At 40.9% G+C, this 17,051-nt stretch carries 12 protein-coding genes; 3 read left to right on the forward strand and 9 right to left on the reverse strand.

The annotated features are described in order from the left end of the window. Nucleotides 1-322: 322 nt before the first annotated feature. Nucleotides 323-2,881 carry a mechanosensitive ion channel family protein gene (locus tag BM386_RS11435; protein WP_091694011.1) on the forward strand — a complete coding sequence of 853 codons (2,559 nt, stop codon included), beginning with the start codon at nt 323-325 and terminating at the stop codon, nt 2,879-2,881. A 40-nt stretch (nt 2,882-2,921) separates the two neighbouring features. Here BM386_RS11435 and BM386_RS11440 read toward each other — a convergent pair whose 3' ends face one another. After that, nucleotides 2,922-3,113 (reverse strand): cold-shock protein, encoded by a 192-nt coding sequence (locus BM386_RS11440; RefSeq protein ID WP_057935595.1) that lies wholly within the window; start codon nt 3,111-3,113, stop codon nt 2,922-2,924. An 88-nt stretch (nt 3,114-3,201) separates the two neighbouring features. Here BM386_RS11440 and BM386_RS11445 point away from each other — a divergent pair, with 88 nt between their 5' ends. Continuing rightward, entirely contained in the window at nt 3,202-3,693 is a 492-nt protein-coding gene (locus BM386_RS11445; protein WP_091694014.1) for a SixA phosphatase family protein, read from the forward strand. 141 nt (nt 3,694-3,834) lie between these two features. On the opposite strand, the gene BM386_RS11450 is transcribed toward BM386_RS11445, so the two are convergent. From BM386_RS11450 to BM386_RS11475, 6 genes are all read right to left on the reverse strand, one after another. Further along, on the reverse strand, nt 3,835-4,566 hold the full coding sequence (locus BM386_RS11450; RefSeq protein WP_091694017.1) for an SDR family NAD(P)-dependent oxidoreductase: 732 nt from the start codon (nt 4,564-4,566) through the stop codon (nt 3,835-3,837). 29 nt (nt 4,567-4,595) lie between these two features. Further along, nucleotides 4,596-5,990 carry an ATP-dependent protease ATPase subunit HslU gene (gene hslU / locus BM386_RS11455; RefSeq protein ID WP_091694021.1) on the reverse strand — a complete coding sequence of 465 codons (1,395 nt, stop codon included), beginning with the start codon at nt 5,988-5,990 and terminating at the stop codon, nt 4,596-4,598. A gap of 112 nt (nt 5,991-6,102) precedes the next feature. Beyond that, nucleotides 6,103-8,580, reverse strand: coding sequence for an endopeptidase La (gene lon / locus BM386_RS11460; RefSeq protein ID WP_091694024.1), 2,478 nt, complete (start codon nt 8,578-8,580; stop codon nt 6,103-6,105). Nucleotides 8,581-8,775: 195 nt separating this feature from the next. Next, nucleotides 8,776-9,723 carry a porin family protein gene (locus BM386_RS11465; RefSeq protein ID WP_139235892.1) on the reverse strand — a complete coding sequence of 316 codons (948 nt, stop codon included), beginning with the start codon at nt 9,721-9,723 and terminating at the stop codon, nt 8,776-8,778. 465 nt (nt 9,724-10,188) lie between these two features. After that, nucleotides 10,189-11,511 carry an RIP metalloprotease RseP gene (gene rseP, locus BM386_RS11470; protein ID WP_091694030.1) on the reverse strand — a complete coding sequence of 441 codons (1,323 nt, stop codon included), beginning with the start codon at nt 11,509-11,511 and terminating at the stop codon, nt 10,189-10,191. Continuing rightward, nucleotides 11,511-12,677: a 1-deoxy-D-xylulose-5-phosphate reductoisomerase gene (locus BM386_RS11475; protein WP_091694032.1), complete on the reverse strand. Its 1,167-nt coding sequence runs from the start codon at nt 12,675-12,677 to the stop codon at nt 11,511-11,513. Before BM386_RS11475 ends, rseP begins: the two co-directional genes overlap by 1 nt. Nucleotides 12,678-12,909: 232 nt before the next feature. Between BM386_RS11475 and BM386_RS11480 the strand changes: the two genes are divergently transcribed. After that, nucleotides 12,910-14,358, forward strand: coding sequence for a S1C family serine protease (locus BM386_RS11480; RefSeq protein WP_091694035.1), 1,449 nt, complete (start codon nt 12,910-12,912; stop codon nt 14,356-14,358). A gap of 5 nt (nt 14,359-14,363) precedes the next feature. Here BM386_RS11480 and BM386_RS11485 read toward each other — a convergent pair whose 3' ends face one another. Both BM386_RS11485 and BM386_RS11490 read right to left on the reverse strand, forming a co-directional pair. Beyond that, nucleotides 14,364-15,962: a hypothetical protein gene (locus tag BM386_RS11485; RefSeq protein WP_139235893.1), complete on the reverse strand. Its 1,599-nt coding sequence runs from the start codon at nt 15,960-15,962 to the stop codon at nt 14,364-14,366. Next, entirely contained in the window at nt 15,944-17,050 is a 1,107-nt protein-coding gene (locus BM386_RS11490; protein WP_091694039.1) for a DUF4249 domain-containing protein, read from the reverse strand. Before BM386_RS11490 ends, BM386_RS11485 begins: the two co-directional genes overlap by 19 nt. Between the last annotated feature and the right edge of the window lies 1 nt (nt 17,051).

The raw sequence follows: 17,051 nt of genomic DNA on the forward strand, positions 1-17,051 counted from the left end.
TGTTGGAAAAGAACCAAATATTACTCCTGAAAAGTGGCTAGCTGTCCAAATTAACAGGAATTAACCAATTTCTTCAGTTATTAAGCAATATTATGTTCCCCCCCACTATTTGCCTGCCGATTCTTTATAACCAGACAAAGAGTACCGTGAATACTGAAATTTTGACATAAGATTACACGTGAATTCAGGACTGACAGTTCTTTAGGAGTTGAAGAACTGATCGCGGGTATTTCCAAAGTAACAACTCATTCAAAGTTCATCTTGTTTTAGCTCCTTTCAACTGGTATTTTTTGGTTAATATTAAATTTTCAAACCCAGCTTTATGTACAAATCACTGGTAGCACTTCTATTATTCACGCAGGCACTAAATTTTGCCGCTGCTCAAGGCACAACTTCGGAAAGCAATTCTTCGGAAGCAGGCACAGGCATTGAATTAATAGACAGTCTTTTTATCTTCTCGGATTCGGTAAATCTCAATCCTACAAAACCAAAGTCCAGCGGTGCACTATTGACTCAGGTAATCAATAAGGCACAGCGATATGCCTACGATCTGAGCGAACTCAACATAGAGTTGGCGGAGAGTCTAGACACCGCAGCAATGTCTGAAAGGCTAACCATAATCAACATAGTAGCCAAGCGAGTCAAAGCCAAAACTGAATCAGATTCCGGGTATCTAAACCACCGGTACTTGATGGGTATGGAAAACCTAGTTTCCACTGTAGTGGACGAAAACATGGCTATTCAGAAGAATATCCAAGACAGAGTAGATCAACTTTACACAGTGGGAGATAGACTTAATTCCATCAAGTCAGATTCATTATTTGCAATGACGCTACGCGATTCCACCTTGGTTCCTGCCATTAATATTGAGCTAAATATGCTCAGAGAATCATTGAGAAATATAGACAGCATTTACATAGAGCAGGAGATTCTCGCTGCGAGATTTCAGGCAAAAGTTTCTGAAAATGCCATGGCTTTTCTGTCTCTGAAGCAATACCTCAATGAGACAAAGAAAAAACTTGACAGACAGTATTGGACTAAGGAAATCAACTATGCCTGGGAACCAAGGAACTATGAGGTATTTGATGATTTGCCTACCAGAGCCAAAAGATCCCTTGAGCTTAACGTTGACCTGATGAAAGCTTATGTAGATCGCAACTTATATACGTTTATAATCTGCACACTAATCTTCGGTTTGATCTATTGGAAGATCAAATCAACAATCAAAGAAATCAACAGTCAAAAGGATTTTGCATCCCTCATTCTAGATCGGGTGAAGTATTTCAATAAGCACACGTTTTTTTCTACGCTAATAATCCTCATACCCATCTTTTTAATAATCTTCAGCAAACCTCCTTTGGTTTTTATTTCTGTTTTGTCCTTGTGCTTAGTCATTGCTTCCAGTTTTCTAATCAAGGAACAGTTTGGTCAAAAAATCAATAAAATATGGTTTGGCTTCCTTACTCCCTACATAGCACTGGCAATAAGCAGTTTAAATTGGATAGTAGTTTATCAGGAAAGATCGTACATTTTACTGTCATCGTTGGCATTCGTAGGTATGGGGTTTCTAGTTTTGAGGGAGGTTTTAACCAATAAAGAAAAGCAGTTTACCTTTTTAAAATACCTTGCCATATTCCTTATTATCATTGAAGCTTTTGCCTTTTTCAGCAATATTTTAGGGAGATTCAGCCTTTCGAAAACCTACTCGGTCACCGGCGTAATACTATTCTATCGAGGCATAGGCTTATTCTTATTTGTCAATGTTTTTTTAGAGGCCATTTATCTATTCATTGAGCATAGCAAAAAAGAGAGCGACGTATTTACCTCCTATTTTGATTTTCAGGATTTGCAAAAAAGGATGAAAGGGATTCTTTACGTATTTGCTGCTGCAATTTGGCTTTATGGGTTAGTCTGGCATCTGGGTTTCTTTGACCAAGCCTATCAAGGAGTGCAGGAATTCCTGCTGAAAGATAGAATGCTCGGCGACACTGTATTTCAATATGGCAGCATCCTCCTGTTCATTACGGTTCTTTATATCTCTACCTTCCTCGCAAATAACATTGCCTATTTCGCATCAGTCAAAGATCAAAAAAACGCATCATCAAGAAAACAGCGACTTGGAAGCTCTGTGCTGCTAATCCGGCTTGCAGTCTTGACCATTGGTTTTTTGATAGGTATGACCGCAGCCAAAATACCTTTTGATAAAATAGCCATTGTCTTGGGTGCCTTATCGGTAGGTATAGGCTTTGGTCTTCAGACCATTATCAACAATCTGGTGTCGGGAATTATTCTAGCCTTCGAGCGTCCGATTCAGATCGGAGATGAAATACAAGTGGGGATGAATGCCGGTACGGTAAAAGACGTTGGTATCCGTGCAAGTAAAATTCAGGCTTATGACGGCTCCGAAATCGTGGTACCAAACGGCGACTTACTCTCACAGAGTCTGATCAACTGGACTCTTTCCGACAAAAAACGAAGGGTGGAATTGATCATAGGCGTGGGATACGGATCAGATATGAAGCTTGTGAAATCTGTGCTTGAAGAGGTAATGAAAGGAGAGAGAATCCTAAAAGCTCCCGCGCCGCGTGTTTACATGCAGACTTTCAACGATAGCTCTGTGGACTTCCGGGTGCTTTTCTGGGTAGAAAGTATGGACATCTGGATCGATGTGAGAGGTGAGGTGATGAGTACTATTTTTGAAAAATTTGCTGAGCATGACATTGAAATCCCTTTCCCAAAAAGAGATCTCTACCTAAAATCAGTGCCATCAAACTGGCGGGAAAATATCTCTAAACCCGGTGAAGACATCAGTCCAAAAAAATTAGATTCTGAATCTGATGATGGTTCAACCGACGATAACAAAAAATCCCCTGAAGAATAAACTTCAGGGGATAATTTCTCGCTAGCAAAAAAGATCTTTTTTAAGCTCTTTTGACATTGACAGCATTAGGTCCCTTTTTGCCATCTTTGATGTCATAAGTTACTTTGTCATTCTGTGCGACTTGATCCACTAGGCCTGTAGCGTGTACGAATACTTCGCTTTGAGACTCATCGTCAACGATAAATCCGAACCCTTTGGCTTCGTTGTAAAATTTTACTGTTCCGGTAAACATAATAATTTGTGATAAATTGGAATTGAAAGAGCGTTAAAAGTAAATATTCAATTAAAAAAAACAAAATAATCATTCTTATTTTCAGGAAATGAAGAAAATAATTTTGGTGAGACACGGAAAATCAGCTTGGGACAACCCTAATCTGAGTGATCACGATAGACCCTTGGCCGATCGTGGCCTGACTGATGTACCGGAAATGGGGTTAAGATTGAAAGAAAAAGGAATTGTTCCTGATCTTATTTTAAGCTCTACTGCCACTCGTGCTTCTCAAACGGCAGAAATCCTTGCAGAAGTTCTTCACATTCCGAAATCAAAAATACTTTACGAGAGAAATCTTTATCATGCGTCTTCAGGCATGATTTTAAAATATATCCAACGGCAGGATGATGCACACGAACTGATTTTTGTAGTAGGTCACAATCCTGGAATGAATGATTTCATAGATTTTTTCAGCGGGACATTTGATAATTTGCCCACATCCGGATTATATGGCTGGATAGTCGATACTGAGCATTGGATCCAGCTTCGTCCTGATAATATAAAAACTTGGTTTGTGGATTATCCGAAGAAACGAGTTTAAAAATTAGTAATCAGTCACAGTATTCAGTCGCAGTAGAGAAATTTGAAGTATTAAAACGATCAAGAAGAAATTAGAAGCTTTTAATCAAGGCTCCCTATGCACAAAATTCTACTTCCTTCGTAGTTAATAATTCCACACTTATCAAGGCAAATCAAAGTTTCTCACATCCTGAATCACATCCTGGAATTCACTTTCATGCTCCAACAGGTAACTAATCTTGGTTGCGACCATTTCTGGTGAAGACAAATCCCCGTTCGTCTTGTAACTTTTAAACCGCTCAATCTGTGGAAAATCCAATTCATCAGCTTGTCGGATTTCATCCTGCATCTGCGTATCCACTATTCCGGGAGCCACACTGAAAAATCTAAATTCAGAATCCTGATTTTCCTTTGCCGCCACTTTGGTAAACATGGCAATAGCAGCTTTGGTGCTGCAATATTCACCCCAGCCTTCCATAGGCTTGGAAGCTGCACCAGAACTAATATTACAAATAATCTTCTTGGCTTTTGAGTCTTTGTAAGCCGCAACAAAAGCATTCGTCAGATACATAGGAGCGAGCAGATTGATATTGATCTGAGTTCGCATGCTCTTCACCTGAAGACTACCCACGGGCTTGATCTCCCCTATCCATCCTGCATTGTTGATCAGAATGATTTCGTTGAAATCTCCCGATGGAAATAAATTGGAAAGTTCATTTTCCAAGACATCCAATTCACCGAAATCAAGGCTGATTTCGGTGAGGTTTGGCTTGTTCAATTCCAATCTTGTCCTGGAAATTGCTATAATTTCAAACTCATCTTTCTCCAAATAAGTATTCAAAATAGCCCGTCCGAGACCTTTGCTGTGACCTGTAAGTATGAGAAGCGACTTCATTTCCTGTTGGATTTTATTTCAAGATAGCGTTAAAGGATGTATTGGGATAAATCTCTGTTCTGAACCAGAGAACTCAATCTATCCTGCACCATTTCTTTTGTCACCATGATTTTGGAATTGGCGGTGATCGTATCTGGAACTTCAAATAAGAAGTCATTTAGCAAGTGACTCATCACCGTATGCAGTCTTCTAGCTCCAATGTTCTCCACTTCCTGATTGATCAAAAATGCCAGTCTGGCGATCTCTTCAATCGATTCGTCATTGAACTCAAGATATACTTCTTCAGATTCAAAAAGTGCTTGGTATTGCTTAGTAAGTGCATTTTTGGGCTCACGCAAAATTCTGGAGAAATCTTCCTGTGTCAAGCTCTGCAACTCTACACGGATCGGGAATCTACCCTGCAATTCAGGAATCAAATCAGATGGCTTAGCCACATGGAAAGCTCCAGCAGCTATAAACAACACGTGATCGGTATTGATCACACCATATTTGGTATTGACAGCAGAACCTTCCACGATGGGCAGCAAATCACGCTGCACGCCTTCTCTGCTTACATCTGGTCCACCACCATTTTTGCCAGACTTGGAAGCTATTTTATCAATCTCATCGATGAATATGATCCCGTTATTTTCTGCCAGTTTGATGGCTTCTTCCTTTACTTCTTCAAAGTCAACCAATTTGGACATCTCCTCTTCCAGCAAAATCTTGCGGGCTTCAGAAATACTGACTTTACGTTTTTTGACTTTTTTGGGCATCATGTTGGAAATCATATCCTGAAGGCCTGCCATACTGGCATCGTCCATCATTCCGTTTCCAATCATTCCCACGCCCATCGGAGAACCAGCTTTCACACTGATTTCGATTTTACGTTCATCCAATTCTCCATCTCGGAGCTTCTCTCTGAATCGCTCCCGCGTTCTCTCGTTCAGCTCAGCATCGTTGCTTGGTTCTGACTCTTCTGTATCCGCTGGAATTGCTCTGGTAAAACCTGCACTTTTCACAGGCGGAATCAAAATATCCAAGATAAGTTCTTCCACGGCTTCGGCTGCTTTTTCTTTTACAGACTCATTTTTCTGCTCTCTGACCAAAGCTACAGATTGCTCTACCAAGTCACGAACCATGCTTTCCACATCACGCCCTACATAGCCTACTTCGGTGAATTTAGAAGCTTCCACCTTGGTAAATGGCGCATGAGCCACCTTGGCCAATCTTCTGGCGATCTCAGTTTTACCAACACCCGTAGAACCGATCATGAGGATGTTATTTGGAACGATATCCTTTTGAATATCGGTCTTGACCATCAAGCGACGAATTCTGTTTCTCAATGCTATCGCTACGTTGCGCTTGGCGTCGTGCTGTCCAATAATATATTTATCCAACTCAGCGACAATCTGTCTCGGAGTAAGTGAAAGTATTTTTTCCATGTTGTTAGATTAAAATGCGCTCAGATCGATAGTGGTTAATTTCCGATCAAAGGCTTTGTGGTATGTTAGTTAAAGGAAAGTGCCTCCTGAAAAGGAAGCACTTTTATTAAATTTAGTTTTCTTTTCCGTTCTCAGACTGAAGATTAAAGTGAAGCGGGTGATCCACTTTAGTCTTAAGCAACGCAATATCAAGCACTTCTTCCACTCTATTTACAAAGTGAAAATCAACGCCTTTTACATACTGCTCATCGATTTCCTCGATGTCACGCTTGTTTTTGCTGCACAGGATAATTTCCTTGATCCCAGCTCTTTTGGCTGCCAAGATTTTTTCCTTGATTCCACCTACCGGCATCACTTTACCAATTAAGCTGATTTCACCAGTCATAGCAACCTTAGCTTTGACTTTTCTCTGTGTAAAAACAGATGCCATTGCTGTCAGCATGGTAATACCAGCCGAAGGGCCGTCCTTTGGAACTGCACCAGCAGGCACGTGAATATGTAGATCATATTGGTCGAATACGCGATGATCGATTCCAAGTTTATCAGCTTTTGACTTCAAATAGGACAAGGCAGTCATTGCAGATTCCTTCATCACATCACCAAGCTGTCCAGAAAGGGTAAGCTTTCCTTTGCCTCTACTCAAACTGGTTTCAATGAATAAGATCTCACCACCCACGCTAGTCCAAGCCAAGCCTGTCACCACGCCGGCAATGCTGTTGTCAGTGTAAGATTCCTTGTCAAAGATCTCTGAACCCAAGATTTTCCTTACTGCTGCTGCAGTGATTTTCGGAGAATACTCCTCTTCCATCGCTATGGATTTGGCGATATTCCTCACCACTTTACCTATAGCTCTTTCCAAGCTTCTCACACCGGATTCTCTGGTATAATCTTCGATTAACTTCACCAAAGCCGCCTTTTCGAAGGTAATCTGCTTGGATTTCAATCCATGTTCCTTACGCTGCTTTGGTACCAAATGGCGCTTCGCAATTTCTACTTTTTCCTCTTGCGTGTAGCCCGTTACTTCTATGATTTCCATTCTATCCCGCAGAGCTGGCTGAATAGTATCCAAAGAGTTGGCTGTCGCAATGAAAAGAACCTTACTCAAGTCATATTCAACTTCCAGGTAATTGTCCAAAAAGGCATTGTTTTGCTCAGGATCAAGCACTTCCAAAAAGGCTGAAGAAGGATCACCTCGAAAGTCCGAAGAAAGCTTATCTATCTCATCCAGCACATAAACCGGATTTGAGATTTTCACCTTTTTCATGTTTTGAATGATCTTACCAGGCATTGCACCAACATACGTCTTACGGTGGCCACGGATCTCAGCTTCATCGTGCATGCCTCCAAGAGACATTCGGATGTATTTTCTGCCAAGTGCTGCGGCGATTGATTTCCCCAGTGACGTTTTACCCACGCCTGGAGGGCCGTAAAGACAAAGAATTGGACCTTTCAGATCATTCTTCAACTTCAAAACAGCAAGGTATTCTATGATTCTTTCTTTGACTTTTTCCAGACCAAAGTGATCTCCATCCAATACTTTCTTAGCGTGATTCAGATCAAAATTATCCTGCGTAAACTCATTCCATGGCAATTCAACCATAGTCTCAGCATAATTCAGCGCAATCGGATATTCCGCAGCAGAAGGGTTAATTCGAAGAATCTTATCCAGTTCTTTGTCGAAATGCTTTTTCACCTCTGCAGGCCAATTTTTCTTAGCTCCACGAAGGCGCAAATCTTCCACTTCCTTCTCTGGCCCCTCGTCACCAAGTTCGGTCTGAAGGACTTTCATCTGCTGGCGAAGGAAATAATCCCGCTGCTGCTGATCGATATCAGTATGTACTTTCTTTTGAATTTCAGATTTCAGCTCCAGCATCTGGATGTCCTTCATCATGAATTCAAGCAAAAGTGTCGCACGCTCAACGCCATCGTTTATTTCCAATAATCTTTGCTTTGACTCTACTGGCGCATTGATATTGGAAGAAAGGAAATGAGTTAGGAATGCAGTGTTGTCAATATTATCCAAAGCAACCTGAGCCTCACGGGGAATCTCTGGATTCAAGTGAAGAATACGCGTAGCAGACTCCTTCAGTGATTCTTCTAACGCCTGAATCTTCTTGGAGCTTTTAGGAAAATTCTCTTCCAGATATTCTGCTTTCGCAATAAAATAAGGATCATCCGTGATTTGCTCACTGACTTTAAAACGCTTTTTACCCTGAATAATGATCGTAGTGTTCCCGTCAGGAAGCACAATCATTTTGATGATCTTGGCGAGTGTACCTACTTGGTAGATATCTTCCCATCCTGGATCATCTATGTTTGGATTGATCTGAGCGCAAACTCCGATTAGTTTATTTCCCTTTTGGGCTTTTTTCACCAGACGAATAGATCGCTGCCTCCCTACTGTAATAGGAATAACGACTCCTGGAAAAAGAACTGTGTTTCTAACTGTAAGTATTGGAATCTCTTCTTCAAGAACTTCCTTTCCTTGTGAATCATCCTCTTCGTCGGTAATCAACTGGATCAGATCTCCCTCTCCGGCAAATTCACCGACCATTAAGTTTTGAAACACAGAATTTTCGAATTGGCTCATATAGACAGAATGACAGCTAAGCTGTCGGTTTTATGCTAAAATAAAAGAAGAACCCTCAAAATACGAAGGTTCTTCCTAAAAGGTCAAGGTGCATGCCAAGAGACCGAAGTGGTCAGAATGGCAGTTTATAATTGAAGTAAGAGAGATCAAACTCTTTAAATATGGTAGCTAAAAGAAATCTACCTCGATAAAAAATCATAATTCAAAGCCTAGCTTCAAGCTAACAAACACAGCATTTGTTTCTAATGGTTTATTATAAAGCACCAATAATGTCTGATACATATTAAAAGCATAATCGGCTTGAATTTCCGCAAAGAGCTTTTTTTCAGCCCCCATTGAAAAATTGGCACCTATTTTTACTCCCGGCACCAAAACTAACTTGCTGTAGTCCACTATGGGAGCATAGCTTATATCGGTTTTATTGTTATGGGTATAGGTCACAGAAATAGTTCCCTCATCGGATTCAACTTTATTGAAAAGAAGCCCAGCCTTTGCACCGAAATAAATATCCACTTGCTCTGTCTTAAAAACACTATAGTTTAAACTTACTGGGAATGCTAGTGTCTTTTGATCAAAAGTGCTGCTGCCAGTAACTATTAAAGAGGCATTAGATTCATCAATCTTCCAAGAAGTGGAGCTCTGCTGATACTCAGCTCTGAGGTCCACACTAATTTTTGGACTAGTTCTAAACTCATGAATCCTAAGCCCAATAAAGCCCTGGTAAAACAAGGGATTTTCAAGGCTACTCTTTCTCCCTACTGGATTATTCTTATGAAGAAATTGCATACCTGTACCTAAGCCAAATGTGAAGGATATTTTAGCAACAGGTATTTTATCCAAATGAATTTTATAAGGAAGACCTTCGCAATTGTGATATTTCTCCAGAATTTCTATAAAATCATTCTCCTTTACATCGGCATTCTCGATCAAATATTTAAGCTCTTCCTGGCATTTTCCTAGAGTAGCATTTTTGAGAATTGCAGAATGAACCTTTATTCTACGTGTATTACTCATTACGCCTACTGAGAGAGTTTTTTTCACAACTCTAAGCTGCTGTATCTGCTTACCATTGTCTAAATAATACTTCCCTTTTCTAAAATCCAGTTGTAATTTACCTGAAAATAGAATCTGTACAAATTCCAATATAGGGGAATCTGGAAGCCTTTTACACATAAAAAAACGACCATTTTCCAAACCGAAAGCCTGGAGGTCTGAGGGGAAATATGTCTTTACATTCCCCTTAATGTCAAAAGTAACCTCTTCATAATCGGAGTAATCATAATCATGGGCAATTTCCCCAAAAATCTTTGAACCATCCTGAGTAATAATAAAATCCGAAGAATTTCCAGTTGTCGGATCAATGTTAGACCAAACTGATTCCTCAATAAAGCCACTCTGAGCTTGTGCATAAAAAAAAGGCACTCCTATAAACAATATGACGGCTGCCAGTCTTAAAATTTTGACCATAAAATCTAATTATCGCGCTAGATAGTGAGATTAAGTTTAAGCGACAACAGATTAGTTCAAAATTGTTTGAATAGATTTTGGCCTACCTTAAAACAAAAAAAGCCGAGATTACTCCCGGCTTCTTATTCATATTCAAATGAGTTATCCTTCTCCTGTAAACAACTTCAGCACATCGTTTCCAATGGCAAATACCATCAGAGCTAGGAGAATTACCATCCCAACTTTTTGAGCATTCTCCAAGAATCGATCGGAAGGAGCTCTACCGGAAATCATCTCATAAAGCAAGAACATCACATGTCCACCATCCAGTGCTGGAATCGGCAGCAAATTCATAAAAGCAAGAATCATAGAAATCAAACCGGTGATTGTCCAGAACTTAGTCCAGTTCCAAGTATCCCCATAGATCTTTGCCATCCCGATAGGCCCGCTTACGTTTTTAGTAGAAACTTCACCCGTAAACATTTTACCCATCGCTTTAGCGTTCACTATTACCACAGTAAAAGCCCTTGAAGTTCCTTTTGCTATAGCTTCACCAAAACCATACTTACGCTGGACCATTTCGATTGATGGGATGACAGTTACACCTATGGTCCCTGTATCTGAAACTGAAACCAATCTAGAAACTGTGTCTTTTTTATCATTCAACAAGGTAAAATCAGCTTCTTGACCATTAACTTTAGCTAATTCTTCCTGTAGGTTGTAATAATAAATTGGCCTATCATTAACTGCGAGAATTCTGTCCTCAATGGTAATTCCTGCTTTCTCAGCAGCACCTCCTCTTGTTATCTCCTTCAATTTTAAAGGGTATCGAATATCCACAAAACTATTAATAGCTTCCTCACTATTAAAGGAATTTATGAATCCTCTAGGAATAGCTATTTTGATAATTTCACCATCTCGATCAACCGTATAATAACCATCTTCGCTAAGCAATGCTGAGCCAGCCGTCAAATCACCTAATTTTTGATATGGCTCACCGTTAATGTCTAAAATCTTATCTCCGGTTTTCAAACCTATAGATTTGCCTATCTCTAAGGCTACTATACCGTTTTCTACAACCTGATCTCGGGAAAAATAGGTCTCGCCATTGTTATACACCAAGACCACAAAAATGATGATACCTGTAATGACATTGACAATAATACCACCTAACATGACGATCAGACGCTGCCAAGCTGGTTTGGATCGGAATTCCCAAGGCTGTGGAGGTCCTGCCATCTGATCTGCATCCATGGATTCGTCCACCATTCCAGAGATTTTTACAAATCCTCCAAGCGGGATTGCACCTATAGAATACTCAGTTTCGCCGTATTGGAAACCTGCGATTTTCGGAGGAAATCCGATTGAAAATTTCTCTACTCTCATGCCAAACATTTTGGCGGTAAGCAAGTGACCCAACTCGTGTAAACCCACAAGGATTGATAATCCAAGGAGCAACTGGCCCACCATAATTAAGGTATCCATTATACTTTATTCGTTATTAGTTCTTTTGTAATTTCTCTCGCCCGCTTATCCGTCTCCACATAGTCATCCAGATTTGGATGTGCAATAAACTCAGCTTTTACGAGAGTTTCGCCAATCAAATCCGACATTTCTAGAAAACCCACTTCTTTATTCAAAAAAGCAGCTACCGCAATTTCATTAGCAGCATTCAGCACGCATGGTGCCGTACCGCCTTTGGCAAGGGCATCGTAGGCTAGTTGAAGGTTTTTGAAGGTTTTTAAATCCGGCTGCTCAAAGGTCAACTGTGGGTAATTCATAAAGTCAAACCGTTCGAAATCACTTTTCAACCGATCAGGAAAGCTTAGGGCAAACTGAATTGGAATACGCATATCCGGCAGCCCGAGTTGTGCTTTTATCGATCCATCCTCAAACTGTACCATGGAATGAATGATACTCTGAGGATGTACGACTACATCTATCTGTTCGGTTTTTAAGCCAAAAAGCCATTTAGCCTCAATCACTTCCAAACCTTTATTCATTAGAGAAGCCGAGTCAATCGTGATTTTGGCTCCCATATCCCAGTTAGGATGCTTCAGGGCTTGCTCTCTTGTGACTGTTTCTAAGAATTTCCTGTCTTTTCCCCGGAAAGGTCCTCCAGAAGCTGTGAGAATAATTTTTTCGATAGGATTATGAAACTCACCGATCAAGCATTGAAAAATAGCTGAATGCTCAGAATCGACTGGATAAATATTCACCCGGTTTTCCTTGGCAAGTGCTGTGATGATTTCACCTGCTACTACCAAAGTTTCTTTATTTGCCAAGGCTATCTGTTTGCCAGCTTTGATGGCGTTGACTGTAGGAATCAAACCCGAGTAACCAACCAACGCCGTTAAAACGACATCGATTGTTTCCATCTCAGCTACCTGGGCAATTGCTTTTAACCCTGCATACACTTTGATGTCATGTGGCTGCAAGCGATCGCGTACTTCAGCATAGAGGCTCTCATTACCTATTACCACAGCATTAGGATTAAATTCTAGTGCCTGTGCAATCAACAATTCTGCGTTATTCTGGGCAGTTAGTACTTCTACAATAAAATCCTCAGGATGCTGACGAATCACCTCGAGGGTTTGAGTACCTATACTTCCGGTGCTGCCCAGGATGGCTACGCGTTTGGGTTCTGTCATTCAGTTTCGGATTGTTGAGCAAATAAAACTCGTTAGGATTAACAGCGTTATCTCAATAGCTGACAAAATTACAAGATGTGCTCACTTTTCCTCGTACAAATCGTCAGTTTTTCCCAAATGGCATATTTTTATAGGCTAATAGAAACTTTGGCCTAAAAACCGAAACTTAAAAAATGTGAATTTACTCAACGTAATATGTTCACTCCCGTCAACTTGATAAAATGATTTGCCTATGAACAGTCTATTCAAAACAACCGGAGTTTCCTTTCTGGCAGGCTTGACCGGAGCTGCAGTTTGGACAACTATCAATGTAAACGAACCTGAGCAATTCTCAGATTATCCTCTGAATAATCAATCGGAAGTAAGTTTTGCTTCACAATTCCACCCCGTTTCTTCACGATCAGCTGCCGATGCCCCGCTTTCCTTTGTGGATGCCTCTGAAAATAGCACAGAATCCGTGGTCTTTATCAAGAACTTTTCCGGTACCGACCCTCGGAGATACAGCATGTTTGACTACTTTTTTGGAGGCGGTGGAGCACCTTCTCAACAAGTAAGTACAGGCTCTGGCGTAATTATCTCAGATGATGGCTACATCGTGACAAACAATCACGTGATCGACCGGGCAGAAACCATAGAGGTGGTGCATAAGAAAAGAACTTACAAAGCAACTCTAGTCGGAACTGACAAGAATACGGACATTGCAGTTCTCAAGATCGAAGGTGAAAATCTCCCTGCCATCAAACGCGGAAGTAGTAGAGATCTGCAGATCGGTGAGTGGGTGCTAGCCGTTGGAAATCCATTTAACTTAACTTCCACGGTCACCGCAGGCATCGTTTCTGCCAAGGAACGACAAATCAATATCCTTGGGGGTGATTTTCCGCTGGAAAGTTTCATTCAGACAGATGCACCTATCAACCCTGGAAACTCAGGAGGTGCTCTTGTGAATGTGAATGGGGAATTGGTGGGAATCAATACAGCTATTCTTTCCAGAACTGGCTCGTACACAGGTTACGGATTTGCTGTACCGGTGGATATAGCCATGAAAGTATCCAATGACCTGATCAAATATGGAGAAGTTCAAAAAGCCATCCCAGGAATAGAAGCGGTGGAAATCACTCCTGAGCTCGCTCAAGAGATGAACATCAATACCCTGGATGGGGTGATCGTCACACACGTGATCAAAGATGGGGCAGCCGAGCAGGCTGGCCTAGGCCGAAATGATGTGATCACCAAACTTGGAAGTCAGGACATCACTGGAAAAGGCAGCTTTGAAGAAGCGTTATCTTACTACTATCCAGGTGATGAGCTTACTGTCTCTTTCCTTAGAAATGGCTCTCCAAAAACCGCAAAACTTCTTCTTCAAAATTTAGAAGGTGGAAATGGTGTAATCAAGCGGGAATTTTATAGCTCAGGAATTTTGGGTGCAAGACTGGAAGCCGTAAACACCATCGAAAAGGATAAGTTTGGAGTGGAATACGGCATCAAAATCTCTGGCCTGACACGCGGATATTTGAGAGAATTGGGATTGAGAGAAGGTTTTATTATCACTCAAGTAAATCAAAATCCAGCCAAAGACCCCAACAAAGTCGGAGCCTTCTTAGAGAAATTCAGCGGAAGATTACTCCTTGAAGGAGTTGCTTCCAATGGGCAACCATTTATGCAGAGCTATAGTGTGAGGTAACTTACTTACTGGGCAGATTGGGCCGGGAGGGGCTGTGACCATTGTACAGATGTCCCATCACTTCTCAGCAAATCTGCCCAAATTATATGCTTATTTTTTACATCTGAAAACTTCCAGTCCAAGGTTTGGGGAAGATCTGACGTGACAATCTCCTCAGAAGTCCAAAGTAGTACCGATCTAAGATCCGGCGCCGTCGGGTCAGTTACCTCAGATTTGATTTGAACCAAATCATTGATTCCTAGGTAATACGGGTAATCATCTTTTTTTGCACCTAAAGGATCTTCAAACTCCGGCTTCATCTCTATACTCACAACCCCAAACCTACCAAGTACCCCAAAGCGCTTCAGTGACTGAAATGAATTGTAAACTGAAACTGAATAAACCTGATGGAATGGAGTTTCTATCAAATCCCCCAAATCAAAAATCGGAGATCCATTAAATAAGATAAATGGACTTTTTTCATACTTAAACCCTGAAGTAGCAGGAGAAAGACTGAGCTCATAGCCATCCTTATTTCGCTTAACTGAAACCTTGGAAATAATCCCGGAAAAGGCTTCTCGAAGTGTTGCAATTCCTTCATAATCTTTAGAAAAATACACCTGATCCGGAGCTACTTGATCAGATTTTTGTATCAAAAACTCATAGTTATCAAAATCAGTTCTATAAATCTGATCTATGTATTTCCGCTTCCTTTTATGATCCAAAATAGTAACCACTGCATCATCAAAAGGAACTGTATTATCGAAGGCACTGAATTGATTGCTTTTCCAATCAGAAATTTTCACATCAACCTCCCCTATCGCTTCGCCCATATTATCAAATTGGTACGCCCATATAGATGAAGAGCCTTGGTGTTGCAATAATTTTTCTTCAATAGAAACACTATCCCGTAGAATATATTCCTCCACCAATCCCTGATCTAGGAAAAAGACTGAAATACGGGAACTAGGATCCCGGGAAGGCGTATTCAATTGAAATGATCCAGAATTTTTAACGGCTATTTCTGATTTTCTCACAGTTCCCCGTACTGGAAACCCCTCCAATGAAGGGTCAAAAACCTTCACCGCCAGCATTCCTGCATCTTGCGATTCTGCAGCAATCCGAAAACTGTTTTCATATACTTTCCAGTAGGATTTTTCCTCTGTGGCAGATGCTTTTGATTCTTGAACTCCCAGTTCTGGATTAGCATTTTGGGGTAAAGCAGTGGAGGAAAAAATCGTTGGGCTATAGACATGAATTATAGCTTCTGTTTGCTGATTTGAACCTGGAATATGGGCGATTAACTTGTAATTACCCGTACGCAACTCCGCTGGTAACAAAAAAGCCTGATCGGACTTTTGATCATTTGAATTAAAGCGTTCGATTGACACTGTACTTCCATCATAGGCCACCAGATACAAATTAATCAGACTCCCTTCCATGTTCGGCTTACCTTCAAAATCAAGTGCCACCAAGTGCAAAGCAACCAGATCTCCACTTACATAAACCGAGGAAGAAACGAGCATTCTAACCTGAGCTGCGTTTGATTGGGCTAAAGATGTAAGTGCTGAACATACTAATAACCCCAAAACTATCGGTATAATTTTCAGTATTCGTCCCACCATATTGGTTGTTGGTTTGTATTGTCAGTATGTGTTCCTCTATAGTCTAGGCAGTTCATACAGCCAGGAGGAGGAATAAATGGAACGCCTGGCATAGGCTCACAAGCGTCCATAAAAGTTAGCTGATATGGAAGATCTTCCGGATTAAGCTTCCATCTGTAAGAAGATTCATGAGCTACATAGAAAAAACCAGATACAGCTTCTTCTGGATCATTCACATTATGAATGTTGGTGATCAAAGAAAAAGGAGGAGGATCAAAAATCCCACCGCCACTCTGCTGCTGAGTAGCCAATTGATCCCAAAACTCGTAGCCTTCTGGAGATAGACTATATTGTGTAATTAGGGTAGAGTATCCATATTGAACCTGTTCATTATCATCCGTTTCCAAAAAGAACAGATCCCGGTTATAGCCTCCAGCTTTATCTTCCCAAACGCTAATAGACTGATATTCATAAAGGTTGGTAACATAGCATCGCTTATTTGGATGACCATCTTCCAGAAGTGATGTTTCGAAAATCCAGCTTGGTACTATTTTCCAGCGATAATGATACTCATCACCTCCATGAGCCTCCAAGGGCACTGATACCTGGATTCCTCGCTGCTCTACTATCTCCGTTTGATTGCCAACTGAGATACTTTTCAAGATAGTTTTGTAATCGACGTCGATCTCCTGAATCTCAGGGGCAGGATGTAATTTATCCGTATCCGATTCATAGACTTTGCCATCGGAAGATACTACACGTACTTTGTAGTCCACATTTTCTTCTGCATGAAAACTAGCATCTCTGATCAGATACCGTTGTTCCCCTTCATCCCAGAAATATCCAAAACTCTCTCCTTCAGATGATATTAAAGTAACTGAAGCATCCGAGATCACTTCATCCAGCACATTGTCCACTTCACTGCTCCACCTAACTGCGACATAGAAGCGTCTCGGTGGCGCAGGCTTTAGGGATTGCTCCGCAAAAGAAATATTGGAAATAAATCCATCCACCACTAAGCGTCGGGGCTCACTACCCGTTTCAAAAGAAATCGGCTCTATACATGCCGTTAGAATCAATAGAAGCGCAATAATATAACTTTGTCGCATC

Origin of the sequence: Algoriphagus locisalis, assembly GCF_900116615.1 — a bacterium.
GTDB classification, from domain to species: Bacteria; Bacteroidota; Bacteroidia; order Cytophagales; family Cyclobacteriaceae; genus Algoriphagus; species Algoriphagus locisalis.

Excerpts from the sequence above, each read along its gene's own strand:
- BM386_RS11485 (WP_139235893.1), bottom strand. The coding sequence starts at position 15,962 with ATGGTGGGACGAATACTGAAAATTATACCGATAGTTTTGGGGTTATTA.
- BM386_RS11480 (WP_091694035.1), top strand. The coding sequence starts at position 12,910 with ATGAACAGTCTATTCAAAACAACCGGAGTTTCCTTTCTGGCAGGCTTG.
- BM386_RS11440 (WP_057935595.1), bottom strand. The coding sequence starts at position 3,113 with ATGTTTACCGGAACAGTAAAATTTTACAACGAAGCCAAAGGGTTCGGA.
- BM386_RS11435 (WP_091694011.1), top strand. The coding sequence starts at position 323 with ATGTACAAATCACTGGTAGCACTTCTATTATTCACGCAGGCACTAAAT.
- lon (WP_091694024.1), bottom strand. The coding sequence starts at position 8,580 with ATGAGCCAATTCGAAAATTCTGTGTTTCAAAACTTAATGGTCGGTGAA.
- BM386_RS11490 (WP_091694039.1), bottom strand. The coding sequence starts at position 17,050 with ATGCGACAAAGTTATATTATTGCGCTTCTATTGATTCTAACGGCATGT.
- rseP (WP_091694030.1), bottom strand. The coding sequence starts at position 11,511 with ATGGATACCTTAATTATGGTGGGCCAGTTGCTCCTTGGATTATCAATC.
- BM386_RS11450 (WP_091694017.1), bottom strand. The coding sequence starts at position 4,566 with ATGAAGTCGCTTCTCATACTTACAGGTCACAGCAAAGGTCTCGGACGG.
- hslU (WP_091694021.1), bottom strand. The coding sequence starts at position 5,990 with ATGGAAAAAATACTTTCACTTACTCCGAGACAGATTGTCGCTGAGTTG.
- BM386_RS11445 (WP_091694014.1), top strand. The coding sequence starts at position 3,202 with ATGAAGAAAATAATTTTGGTGAGACACGGAAAATCAGCTTGGGACAAC.
- BM386_RS11475 (WP_091694032.1), bottom strand. The coding sequence starts at position 12,677 with ATGACAGAACCCAAACGCGTAGCCATCCTGGGCAGCACCGGAAGTATA.